The sequence below is a fragment of the Carboxylicivirga sediminis genome (assembly GCF_018156225.1).
GTDB classification, from domain to species: Bacteria; Bacteroidota; Bacteroidia; order Bacteroidales; family Marinilabiliaceae; genus Carboxylicivirga; species Carboxylicivirga sediminis.
Genome location: NZ_JAGTAR010000030.1, coordinates 1 through 12,779, shown reverse-complemented (window position 1 = coordinate 12,779; position 12,779 = coordinate 1). Strand labels below are relative to the sequence as shown.

The 12,779-nt window shown below is 39.9% G+C and carries 11 protein-coding genes; 8 read left to right on the top strand and 3 right to left on the bottom strand.

Going from position 1 to position 12,779, the window contains the following annotated elements:
* Positions 1-37: 37 nt before the first annotated feature.
* A complete protein-coding gene (locus KDU71_RS17200; protein ID WP_212192335.1) occupies positions 38-1,948 on the bottom strand; it encodes a RecQ family ATP-dependent DNA helicase in 1,911 nt (636 codons plus the stop codon).
* A 202-nt stretch (positions 1,949-2,150) separates the two neighbouring features.
* On the opposite strand from KDU71_RS17200, the gene guaB reads away from it, so the two are divergent.
* On the top strand, positions 2,151-3,620 hold the full coding sequence (gene guaB, locus KDU71_RS17195; protein ID WP_212192334.1) for an IMP dehydrogenase: 1,470 nt from the start codon (positions 2,151-2,153) through the stop codon (positions 3,618-3,620).
* Positions 3,621-3,708: 88 nt separating this feature from the next.
* Here the strand turns inward: guaB and KDU71_RS17190 are convergent, their stop codons facing one another.
* On the bottom strand, positions 3,709-4,806 hold the full coding sequence (locus KDU71_RS17190; RefSeq protein ID WP_212192333.1) for a phosphotransferase enzyme family protein: 1,098 nt from the start codon (positions 4,804-4,806) through the stop codon (positions 3,709-3,711).
* Positions 4,807-4,939: 133 nt separating this feature from the next.
* Positions 4,940-6,055 carry an AI-2E family transporter gene (locus KDU71_RS17185; protein ID WP_212192332.1) on the bottom strand — a complete coding sequence of 372 codons (1,116 nt, stop codon included), beginning with the start codon at positions 6,053-6,055 and terminating at the stop codon, positions 4,940-4,942.
* A 257-nt stretch (positions 6,056-6,312) separates the two neighbouring features.
* Here KDU71_RS17185 and KDU71_RS17180 point away from each other — a divergent pair, with 257 nt between their 5' ends.
* The 7 genes from KDU71_RS17180 (at position 6,313) to KDU71_RS17150 (ending at position 12,647) form a co-directional block, all read left to right on the top strand.
* Entirely contained in the window at positions 6,313-7,737 is a 1,425-nt protein-coding gene (locus tag KDU71_RS17180; RefSeq protein WP_212192331.1) for a hypothetical protein, read from the top strand.
* The gene (locus KDU71_RS17175) at positions 7,737-8,741 is read left to right on the top strand and encodes an endonuclease/exonuclease/phosphatase family protein (protein ID WP_212192330.1); all 1,005 of its coding nucleotides are present in this window, start codon (positions 7,737-7,739) and stop codon (positions 8,739-8,741) included. The genes KDU71_RS17180 and KDU71_RS17175 overlap by 1 nt, the downstream gene beginning before the upstream one ends.
* 82 nt (positions 8,742-8,823) lie before the next feature.
* On the top strand, positions 8,824-9,399 hold the full coding sequence (locus tag KDU71_RS17170) for an RNA polymerase sigma factor (RefSeq protein WP_212192329.1): 576 nt from the start codon (positions 8,824-8,826) through the stop codon (positions 9,397-9,399).
* A gap of 46 nt (positions 9,400-9,445) precedes the next feature.
* On the top strand, positions 9,446-9,784 hold the full coding sequence (locus KDU71_RS17165) for a hypothetical protein (RefSeq protein WP_212192328.1): 339 nt from the start codon (positions 9,446-9,448) through the stop codon (positions 9,782-9,784).
* A gap of 1 nt (position 9,785) precedes the next feature.
* Positions 9,786-10,295 carry a Spy/CpxP family protein refolding chaperone gene (locus tag KDU71_RS17160; RefSeq protein ID WP_212192327.1) on the top strand — a complete coding sequence of 170 codons (510 nt, stop codon included), beginning with the start codon at positions 9,786-9,788 and terminating at the stop codon, positions 10,293-10,295.
* 94 nt (positions 10,296-10,389) lie between these two features.
* Positions 10,390-11,292 (top strand): periplasmic heavy metal sensor, encoded by a 903-nt coding sequence (locus tag KDU71_RS17155; protein ID WP_212192326.1) that lies wholly within the window; start codon positions 10,390-10,392, stop codon positions 11,290-11,292.
* A gap of 233 nt (positions 11,293-11,525) precedes the next feature.
* Positions 11,526-12,647 carry a PLP-dependent cysteine synthase family protein gene (locus tag KDU71_RS17150; RefSeq protein WP_212192325.1) on the top strand — a complete coding sequence of 374 codons (1,122 nt, stop codon included), beginning with the start codon at positions 11,526-11,528 and terminating at the stop codon, positions 12,645-12,647.
* Positions 12,648-12,779: the final 132 nt, after the last annotated feature.

Below are 12,779 nucleotides of genomic sequence, written 5' to 3'. Positions count from 1 at the left end.
GCTCAAAGCTAAGACAAATAATTCGATTTCTGGTGACTTATGGTATGCGTATAATTTCCAACAAGCCGGCTTGGTTCTCACTAACCACCTCATATTCTTCCAACCATCTCAGCACTTTTGAAAAGTCTTCCTGTTTGGCGTTGAGTTTAATCAGTAATTGATCAAAAGCTAAAGGTTGAGATGAAAGCTCTTTAATGATCTGCTCCTGCAAGGCATCAAATGTTTGAACCGACAGGTCTGTTTTCTTCATGCTCTGACATACATCGCACATGCCGCAGTTTTCGCCACCTTGCTGACCAAAATATCTGAGCAACTGCTTGCTTCTGCAGATATGATTGATAGTACCATACTCAATAACACTTTGTATGCGTTGCTCATACTTTGCTTTCCGGTCTTTATATACTTCCTTGCGCAGCTCAATATACTTGCTGTCTTCCCGCGACGTGGTATAGGTGATAAGCGGTGTTTTTTTCTGGGGGATGTATTTGATAACACGCAACTGACTGAGTTTAACAAGAAATTGATAAATGGTGTTGCGCTCTACGCCCATACGTTTAGCCAGCAATTCCTCATTAATGGCTACATATTCAGTAAATAGCCCGGTATATGAACGGAGTAATAGCTTTATAAAGCTGTCAAAATCTTCGTTGGCCACCTGAAACTTATACAGGTCGTCACGCCGTATGATAAAGTGAACTTTTGCTGACAGTTGCAGCTCTTCGGTGAACTCGATATAGCCAGCACGTTGTAATAACTTCAGACTGTTAAAAACCGTCATAAGGTTCATACGATAGTTTTTGCAGAAAAGAGTCAGGTTAAAATCATACACCATACCAAACCCACTACCAACAGCCACCTGCAGAAAATTACCCAGAGCTTCATAAACAGCCAGTATCTTCTCCTTTTCAGGGAAGCTTACGGATATTGATCGCTTCAATCGTACCTTATCGTTGTTGGACCACAACAGCACTGCGAAGGCTTTCTTCCCGTCACGTCCGGCACGTCCGGCTTCCTGAAAATAGGCTTCCAGTGAGTCGGGCGCATCCATGTGCACAACCAGTCGTACATCGGGTTTGTCAATACCCATTCCAAATGCATTAGTGGAAACAATAACCCGTATCTCGCCGTCGGTCCAGCGTTTTTGCCTCAGGTCCTTGGCTTCCTGAGGCATACCGGCATGAAACGAGCTGGCAGAAATGCCATTTTTAATCAGTAGCTCGGCGTATTCCTGTGTTTTCTTGCGATTGCGAACATACACAACAGCACTGCCGGGCACCTTATTAATGATGTTGAGTAATTGCTGCTCTTTATCTTCTGCCTGTCTGACTACATATACGAGGTTGTCGCGCTTAAAGCTTTTTTGAAACAGGTTCTTCTCCTTAAACAAAAGCCGTTCCTGTATGTCATCAACCACCTCAGGAGTGGCTGTGGCTGTTAATGCTAGCACAGGTGTATCGGGAAGTAATTCTCTTATGATGGCAATCTTAAGGTAAGATGGCCTGAAATCATAACCCCATTGCGAGATGCAGTGTGCCTCATCCACAGCCAGCAAATTAACTGGCATTTGCTGTATCTTCTCCTGGAAAATCTCTGTTCCTAGTCGCTCAGGAGAAATATACAGAAACTTAACACCTCCAAAAATACAATTGTCAAGTAGGGTGTTTATTTCATCTCTGGATAGTCCGGAGTGAATGGCGGCTGCTTTAATACCTTTGCTTTTGAGGTTGTTCACCTGATCTTTCATCAAAGCAATTAGTGGTGTAATAACAATGCAGATACCCTCAGTGGCTAGAGCGGGCACCTGAAATGTCAGCGACTTTCCGCCACCCGTTGGCATCAGGCCAATGGTGTCTTTACCATCGGCTACCGACTGAATAATATCTTCTTGCAAGGGGCGGAAGGAATCATAGCCCCAGTATTGTTTAAGTATATGATGAAAGATGTTCATGCAAAAGCAAAGGTAATATTATGACTCTTGAGGTGCATCAGGTCCTCCGAAAAAATATGCATTTAAACTTGTAAGCAGCCGACAATTAATAGATTACTGTTGACTATCAGAAATTAACTTTGTAATATTTCACAATTAACGCTAGTGAGTGTTTTTTTTTACTACTTTTGCCAAAATTTTTAAATCCCAAAAACAAGGTTCCATGTCATTTAATGAGGATAAAATCGTTTCTGAAGGTTTAACATTCGATGATGTTTTACTCATTCCTGCCTTTTCGCAGGTGTTACCACGCGATGTCAAGTTAAACGGTCGTTTTTCAAAGAATATTGAATTGAAAACACCAATTGTATCAGCTGCAATGGATACAGTAACTGAAGCGCGTTTGGCAATAGCGATTGCTCGCGAAGGAGGAATTGGTGTAATTCATAAAAACATGCCAATTAAAGATCAGGCTAAGCAGGTAGAGATGGTTAAACGTGCTGAAAACGGAATGATCTATCACCCTGTTACAATTCTTCAGGGAAGCACTGTTGGTCAGGCGCTTGATTTAATGAAAGAGTATAAGATTGGAGGTATTCCTGTAGTTGATCAATATGGCTATCTGGTAGGAATTGTTACCAACCGTGACTTGCGTTTCGAGCCAGACATGAATCGTTCGATTGATGAGGTAATGACTACTGAAAACCTTGTGACCACTAATCAAACTACTAATTTGGAGAAAGCAGCAGCTATTCTTCAGCAGTACAAGATTGAGAAGTTGCCCGTTGTGGATGCTAACAATAAGTTGGTTGGACTGGTAACTTACAAAGATATTACCAAGGCAAAAGATAAGCCATTTGCCTGTAAAGATGAAAAAGGTCGTTTGCGCGTAGCAGCTGGTGTTGGTATTACCGCTGATACATTTGAGCGTATCGATGCATTGGTAGAAGCAAATGTGGATGCCATTGTAATTGACACTGCACACGGACACAGTGTTGGAGTTCTGGAAACTTTGAAAAAGGCCAAGGAAAAGTATCCAGACCTTGAAGTGGTAGTTGGTAACATTGCTACAGCTCAGGCTGCACTTGATTTGGTGAAGGCTGGTGCCGATGGCGTTAAAGTAGGTATCGGTCCGGGTTCGATTTGTACAACTCGTGTAATTGCAGGTGTTGGTGTACCTCAGTTATCTGCCATTTATGATGTATCAAAAGCCCTTGAAGGAACTGGCGTACCAGTAATTGCTGATGGTGGTATTCGTTACTCAGGTGATATTGTAAAAGCCCTGGCTGCTGGTGGTCATGCAGTAATGCTTGGCGGATTATTTGCCGGTGTTGATGAGTCGCCAGGTGATACCATTATTTATAATGGTCGTAAGTTTAAAGCCTACCGTGGCATGGGTTCTGTTGAAGCGATGCAGCAAGGTTCTAAAGACCGTTACTTCCAGGATGTGGAAGATGATATTAAGAAGTTGGTGCCAGAAGGTATTTCAGCTCGTGTGCCATACAAAGGAACTTTGTATGAAGTAATTTATCAGTTGATTGGTGGATTGCGTGCCGGAATGGGCTATTGTGGAGCAGCTACAATTGAAGATCTGCACAACGCGAAATTTACAAAGATTTCGAATGCAGGTATGAACGAGAGCCACCCACACGATGTAACCATTACTCGTGAAGCACCAAACTATTCTCGCTAATAAAGACAAACATACAATAAGAAAAGGGGCTCATGGCCCCTTTTTTATTTTCAAAACCTTATCCTGTAATTTAAGTTAGGTCTTTTAATTACGATGCATACTTCTTCACAATTGCTTCCATCTGCTCAAATTGATCTTCCATGCTTTGTAGAAGTTTAATTTGAGCCCTGGTTCTTACGATATTGTGATTAGGCGAATTAACTTTGTAGTAATTATCTCCATCAATATAATCATCTAAAAAGCGAACAGCTTGCTCATAAGTCAATAGTTTGGCACCAAAAGCCAGTGTATCAATTTCAGCTGGTGTCAAAACTGCTTTTGTTTCTTCGAGAAAGCCTTTTATAAACCCTTCGAATAATTCGATATTCATGCTCACATTATCCAGATTAGGATCATCTTCCAAGCCAGTATTAGCGCCATTTCTGATAGCATCACCAATATCATAACACACATAACCTGGCATCACTGTATCCAAATCAATAACACACAAAATATCATCCTTCTCATCGAGCAATACATTATTAAACTTTGTATCCTGGTGAACAATTCTTTCTGGCAACAATCCTTCACGCCCCATTTGTACAATTTTCTTATACTCTTCTGAACGTTCCATCAAAAAGTCCACTTCAGTCTGAACTTCTTTTAATCGTCCTACCGGATCCTGCTTTACACGCTCGATAAAATTGAGGATGCGCATTTCTGTATTATGGAAATCTGGCAGAACAGGATAAAGAGGATCACCTGGCAAGTCGGCCAAACGGCTTTGAAATTGCCCAAATGCTTTACCCCCTACGTATGCTTGATTAGCATTGGAAAGTTGATTGTACGAGCGGGCATTTTCAATGAATAAAAATACACGCCAGTAATTACCGTCTTCATCCGTCACAAAACCAGTGTCATCAAACGTATCAATAGGCGTTAGCACCTGTCGCTTTATATCACTACCCGGAATTTGCTCTAGTTTCGAACGAAGATGATCGGTTACCCGCTTTATATTTTTGGTTAACTCAGGTACATTTTTAAAAATATGGTGATTCACTATCTGCAACAGATAGTTTGGCTGATCAGCTTCTTTAGTCTTGACCTTATAAGTCGTATTGATTAATCCGTCACCAAATATCTTGGCCTCTTCAAAAGTGCCTTCAATCTTAAATTGATTAACTATTGCTTCTATATTATTTGCCATAACATCAAGTATTAATATGGCAACAAATTTAACTTTTACTTTTGAAAATCCTACGTTTTGTTGTTTTTAATTAGATTAACTTTCCTTTCCTTTCGAATATGCCTGTTGATATTAGCTCCATGCTTCACTAAAGCTATTCATCATTAAGCATATTTGAAATCTCTCCAGCCTCCTCATGCAAAACAAAACGCTTATAATAAGAAACAATTACAGAGGTTAGTGGTAAAGCCAATAATAAGCCCATTAAACCCATTAAACTGCCCCATATTGATAATGCCAATAGCACAATCGCAGGATTCATACCATATGTTTTACCCATAATCCGTGGCACCAGAACAGTTTCTTGTATCAGCTGAACAATACCTAAGACCAATAATACTAAAAAGGCGACATGCCAGAAGCTCTGCTGCGATTCCATAGCTTTTAGTAAAGCTAGCAATAATGCCGGAATCAGGCCAACCAGCTGCAAATACGGAACGATATTTAAGGCACCGATAAATAAGCCAATAATAATGGCCATTGGCAAGCCTATTATTTTAAATCCTACCGCCAATAGTATACCAACAATTAAAGCAATTAAACCCTGCGAGCGAAAATACAAATGCATTGAATGCCCCAGATCATCAAATATTTCAGAAGTTACCTCCCGATATCGGGCAGGTATCAAACCTAAACCAAATTGCCCAATTTTTTGAAAATCCATTAGAATAAAGATGGTGTATAATATAACAACCAGTAATCCAACAATACCGGCAATAACTCTCATAGAGCCAGAAAATAAATTCCAGAAACCAGGCAGTACTTTTTTAAAGAACTCTGTCAGGTTCTCAAAACTGAGGTAATTGACCAACTCCATTTCCTTGATCAACTCCCTTAAACTTTTCTCCATCTCAAATGGCAGCACCTCTCGCACATCTACAGCCTGCAGGTAAACCTTTATCAAGTATACCATCTTATTCATTTCATCAATAAAAGCAGGAACGAGGTATAAAAGAATTACAACCACCACAACCCCTACACTTAGCACAGTTAACAAAACAGATGCGCCCCGATGCCTGACCCTCATTTTATTCTGTACAAAATTGACTAAAGGATCCAGTAAATAGGCAATAAACAGAGCTATAATAAAAGGACCCAGTACATTCTTCAAGAGGTTAATAACGTATAAAGCTGCTCCTAAAGCCAATGCAGAAAGTAGCATTCTGACAACACGGTCGAATGTATAAGGGCGGGGTTGATTATTTTCCATAGTCAATAAATTTGTGTCGAATGTAGCAAAATAGAGAACAATTTCTAAACAAAATAAAATAATTGCACTTAAGGTACGTTCATATTTATTGAATAAACATTTTTATCATTAATTAGTTAAAATTTGTAAATATTTTTGGTCAAATTGTAAAAATATGTATTGTTTTTTGGGCAATGTTTTATTACTTTGCATACAGTAATAAACCTTTCCGGACCTTTAGCAATTTGGGCTATAAAATTTGATTGAGTACGAGGGAGATGAATTGGATTGAACGGACCATATTAGTAGTGTTCTGCACAATAGCGTTTGCAGCTTGCGAGCGGGAGTTTGTGTTCAGAGGCGGTGAAGAGGGACTTACCTTTTCGGCCGATACACTCATGTTCGATACCATTTTTACTTCTATTGGCTCAACTACCAAAAACTTCAGAGTGTATAATCCTTACAGTGAAGATATGGCTATTGAGTCAATTGAACTGGCTGGTGGTGATGACTCTGATTTTCGTCTTAATATTGATGGTTCTTCAGACAATTACGCCGAAGATGTTCGAATAAGATCCAGAGATAGTCTATACATTTTTGTGGAAGTCACCATAGATCCCGTTGGCAGCAACACCCCTTATGTTGTTACTGACTCAATTTATTTTCGAACTAAAAACAAGGTGCAAACCGTTCAACTTGTTGCCTATGGGCAAGATGTAATACTGATGCGAAAAGAGTGGCTGAATAGCCAGACACTAACAAATGAAAAACCATATCTGATTTACGATTACATTGTAGTAGATTCGGCGCAAACGGTTAATATTGACCCGGGAGCCCGCCTATACTTCTACAAAGATGCCAGCATGCTGGTACTTGGTACACTACATGTGAATGGCAGCATTGAAGAACCGGTAGTGTTTGCCGGGCACAGACAAGAAGATTGGTATGCCGATAAGCCCGGCCAATGGGGCTACATCCACTTGCTACCTGGTTCCGGCCAGTCAACTATCAATAATTGCATCATCAAAAATGGCATGATGGGTATCTTAGCTGATTCTGTAGGCCTTAACGACACTCCTATTACGATTAACAACACTAAAATTGAACACATAAGTACATTTGGTCTGCTGGCTCAAACCTCAAACCTCAATGTGTCAAATAGTGTTTTTGGAGATTGTGGTAACAGCTCGGCTGCCCTGACAGTTGGTGGTAATTACCAGTTTACACATTGTACATTTGCCAACTATTTCGATTGGACCTACCGTAGTAATCCTGCTGTATTCCTTAATAATTACTACATCGATCAAAATGATAAAGAACAGATCATTCCATTAAAAGAAGCCACATTCAACAACTGCATTATATACGGTAACAGCGTATCTGAAATTGGTTTTGATTTAAAATACAACAATGCTGAATTTCCAGAAATAGACGCATCATATCAATTCAACCATGCCATCATTAAAGCACAGGGTGATTTTGATATTTCGGATAATTCGAAGTTTATCAATGTACAATTGAACGTCGATCCATCTTTCATTAACATCCCTGATTACAATTACCAACTCGATACACTATCAGCAGCCAAAGATATTGGTTCATACGGACTTGCAGAGCCCTACCCCATCGACATACACGGCGTTAACAGACTGCAGGATGATGGACCTGACTTAGGAGCTTATGAACGCTATGAGAAAAAGTAATGTGCCAGACGATTACCCTTATTCTGTTACTCTCCACCTGCCCTTTGCTTTCCCAAAGCAATAATGACAATAGTTATAGTGTTCTTTTCTACAATGTCGAAAACCTTTTCGATTGCAAAAATGACTCGCTTAAAAATGATGAAGAGTTTTTGTATAATGGCGATAAAAGGTGGTCGCACAATCGGATGTACAAAAAATTAACAGATGTAAGTAAAACCATATTAGCAAGCAATGGATGGAATGCTCCAGCTCTTATAGGTCTTTGTGAGATTGAAAATGAATGGGTAATCAAACAACTAATCTACAATACCGGACTTTCCTCACTGAAGTACAATTACATTCATTTTGAGTGTGATGATCATCGGGGCATTGACGTTGCATTATTATTCAAACGCGAGGTATTTACTCCACTTCTTTCAGCGCCAATCAAACTATCAGAACCTGGCAGTGAGTTTTTCACAAGAGATGCCTTATACGTTAAAGGGGTGATTGCAACAGATACCATACACCTTGTTATAAACCATTGGCCATCCAAGCGCGGAGGCAGCCTGCAGTCAACACACAAAAGAACAAGAGTAGCCCAAGGAATAACAGCACACATTGATTCTATAAAACAGATTGAGACAAATCCCAAACTAATGATCATAGGAGACTTTAACGCAGAATATACATCCGATGTGCTGCAGTCTTTTATTACAAAAAACGATATTGAGTCTCAATTAAAACCTAATGATATCAGTAATCATCGCATTGGCGGCTCCTATAAATATCAAGGGCAATGGTCGTTGATTGATCACATATTTCTATCCAAAAACTGGCTAGAAAACCGAAATTATAACATCAGTCACCGAATCGTATCATTACCATTTCTACTTGAAGATGACTTAACCTTCAGTGGGGTAAAACCATACAGAACCTATGTTGGTCCGCGGTACAATGGCGGCGTTAGCGACCACCTACCAGTCTTACTCAACATTAAACGTCTACCACCTCCAAATCACTAAACTTTAGAGAGCTTTCATTTTTTTTGAGATAAGCACAGGATTATTTTTCATTTAGCGTCTATAGATTTGTAGAGAGAAATTAATGATAAACGAGATACAACTAATTGAACAAATCAACCAGGGTGATACAGCTGCATTCAGGCAACTGTTGGAGCTGCATCACAGAAAGGTTATTCATATCTGTTTGTCATTTGTAAACGACCCGCACGATGCCGAAGATATAGCACAAGAGGTATTTATAGAGATGTTTCGTTCATTGAAGAACTTTAGAAAGGATGCATCTGTTTCAACCTGGCTTTACCGGTTATCGGTTAACAAATCGCTTGACTTCATCCGCCAATCGAAACGCCAAAAAAGAGGAAGTGGAAAAGTTGGGCTGATGGAGAAAACAGATCTGGAACGGCTAAGTATTAGCAACTGGCAAATGCCTAGCGACAGTATGGAGGAGGATGATAAAAAGAAATTACTGTACATGGCCATAGAACAGCTACCAGAGCGACAAAAGAAAGCCATCATCCTCTCCCAAATTAAAGAGCTGAAACAGCAGGAGGTGGCCGAAATAATGGAAACAACAATTGCCTCTGTTGAGTCGTTACTGGTAAGAGCCAAACGAAAATTAAAAGAAACATTGATTCGCCATAAAGAAGAATTCATATAAGCGCAGGAAACTGAAAGGCTTATCGTCATATAAAGTGAGTGTTATTATGAAAGAGAATAAAAAACATATAGACGAAATTGACCAGCTGCTGAATCAGATGCTGGTTACCAATTACGAACCATCTGACGGTTTTATCGACAAAGTGATGGTTAAGGTACAGATGGAACGTCCGGCATCGAAGTATATTAAAATGCTATTACAAGTTGCTGCAGCGGCTGCAATTATTGTATTTACAAGCAATCTTTTTATTTTAACAACTGCCACTAAAAACATTGAATCAAACGAGAGCGACTGGGCAACTGTGTATCAGTTGGAAACCACAACCAACTGGTATGAATATAATAGTGAAAACACTTTTATTGCTAACAATCAAACACTGAAGTAATATGAGATATTCGTGTAAGCTTTGCTGGATTATACTGAGCCTCTTTTTACTGGGCAACCTCGTATTACTGGGTATATGGTGGTATGAAAAGGAGCCAGAGCAAAATGAGGATGTGCGACGCTTTAATAAAGAAGAATACCGCGATCAAATGCGAGGCATGCTCCTGCAGAACACTTCCATAAACGAAGAACAATTTGAGGAAATGTATCAGCTTTGGCAAGACCACTCAAAACAGATGTATAAAAGCCACATAGAATTAGATAGTCTGCGCCAGTTATTGATGAATGAAACATTCAGTAATAATACTGACACGATAAAAATCCGTAATTTGATGAACCAGCTAGCCTTCGGGCAGCAACAAATTGAAGAGATTAACTACCAACATTTCCGAAAACTAAGAAATGTATGCGAAACAGATGAGCAACGTGAGATGCTGGATAAGCTATTGCGTTCGAGAATAATGAAAGACGGTCACCGAAAACGCTTCAGAGGTCGTAGAAAAAACCACTAATTCATAACACTTTAAATATCTAACACTTAGCAAATGCGCGCTTGCTGAGATGTGATAACTATACCCTTTTGTTGAACATTTTAATAATAAACCGATGAAAAACAGATATTTTTTAGCTTTAGCATTAATAGCCATAACTATTGGCAATGCAACAGCGCAACGTAACAAAGGATTCAGGCAGTCAAACTGTCCGGTTAACGCTCCAAATCAGTATTGCATTATAGATGATTTGACAGATGAGCAACAAGACAAAATGAATGCTGAAAGAGTGAAGTTTCAGAAAGATGTGCAGGCCGACAGAAACCGTTTGGGTGAGCTACAGGCGAAAAGACGCACTATAGAAACCACTGAGCCGATTGACCAGCAAGCCCTTGACAACATTATGGCAGAGATGAATAAAGTGAAGACCTCCATCCAAAAACAACGTATCAGACACCAGCAAACTGTCAAATCGTTTTTAACTGATGACCAGATAGTAACATTTGATAGCTTTAATGGTAAACGAGGTCCCAAAAATGGCATGGGACCCAACCAAGGTCGGAACTTTAATAAGGGACAATGCGATAATCAGGCTTTAAGAGGCGGACGAGGGCAAGGTAAAAACAACCAGCCTGGTTATGGAAGAGGCAATGGCCAAGGAAAAGGAAACGGCAATGGCTATGGACGTGGTTATGGTTCAGCAAATTCCCCAGCAATGTTAAGTGATGAAATGCAACAGACTATCAAACAAGCTCATATTGACTTATTAAAACAACAGCAACCACTTACTAATCAGCTAAACGAGCTCGATGCGCAACTTAAAACCATGACCTCAGGTAAATCGGTTGATCTTAAGAAAGTTGATCAACTAATTGACAAGCAAGCTGCATTAAGGCTTGATATTGCCAAACTGCGTTCCTCTAAAATGCAGGCCATTAGAAGCCAGATGAGTGATGAAGAAAGAATATGGTTTGACAGGCACCATATGAACAGAGGCCGTCACCTCAATTTCAATTAGCATAACTACTCAGCTTATAAAGCGCCCAATTGATCATCATATTAATTGGGCGCTTTGCTATGCTAACCTGCTATCTTAGTAATTCATCTTTAAGAAATTCAATTATACTGAGTGCAAAAAATCATAAGTATAGTATACATTTTTCATGTATCATTGTCACCCTAAAGCTAAGTATAAGTGTCTTTAGAGCATATAACAAACTATAAGCAATCGATATATTTAATTCTTACACCATGAATGAAAAGCAATTTAAACGAATACAAGGCATATCAACTTTAGTTGGCAATACGCCATTGCTGGCCATAGAGTTTGAATACAAAGGCACAATACGAAAGATTTATGCTAAAGCTGAGTTTCTTAACTTAACCGGTAGCATTAAAGATCGTATGGCCTATCATATTCTGACCAAAGCCTATGAAAATGGCGAATTAAATTCGGGAGACCGAATCATAGAAGCCACAAGTGGTAATACTGGTATTGCGTTTTCTGGTGTGGGAAGAGCCATGGGACATCCAGTAACTATATTTATGCCTAACTGGATGAGTCAGGAACGAAAAAATCTAATAAAAAGCTTTGGCGCCAGCATCCGGTTAGTAACACCTGAAGAAGGCGGTTTCCTGGGAAGTATTGAAATGGCCAATCAACTGGCTGCTGATAATGACAACACATTTCTTCCACGTCAGTTTTCTAACTACGACAATTGCGAAGCACACTACACCACCACTGGTCCTGAACTATATTGGCAGTTAAAATTTCGTTCATTGGAGCCTGCTGCATTTGTAGCTGGTGTAGGCACAGGAGGTACCGTAATGGGCGTGGGTAAATACTTGCGAGAAAAGGTTGCTGGTATAAAAATCCATCCACTTGAACCATCGAATTCCCCTACGATGTCAACTGGCTATAAAGTAGGCAAGCACCGCATTCAGGGAATTTCAGATGAATTCATCCCTTCAATAGTAAAACTTGATGAACTGGATGAGATAGTTAGCGTTGATGATGGCGATGCTATAATAATGGCTCAAAAGCTGAGTGCTCAGTTAGGCTTAGGCGTTGGCATCTCCAGCGGGGCCAACTTCCTGGGAGCCCTTAAGATACAAGAAGAACTTGGACCGGATGCCGTGGTAGTTACGGTTTTTGCCGACGATAATAAGAAGTACCTGAGTACAGATTTAATGAAGGATGAGCCAGTTAAAGATGACTTCCTTGCTCCAGGTGTGGAACTGCTAAGCTACGCTGCTTTCAAAAGAGTTTGTCATACCTGCTGCGATCCGAGCGACTGCATGGAGTCATGCTACGAAGGACAGGATAATGAAGTAAAGCTACCTGCTTGTCCGCGACGCGAACCTGCACACTAATTACAATGATAATAGCTTGAGTAAAGTTTTGGTTTGGATAAAGAGGGTGTCCAAAAAACGGATGCCCTCTTTTGTATTCATAATCAATAGATTATTGCCTTGATTATTTGGTTAGATGCTTGATGTTTAGTA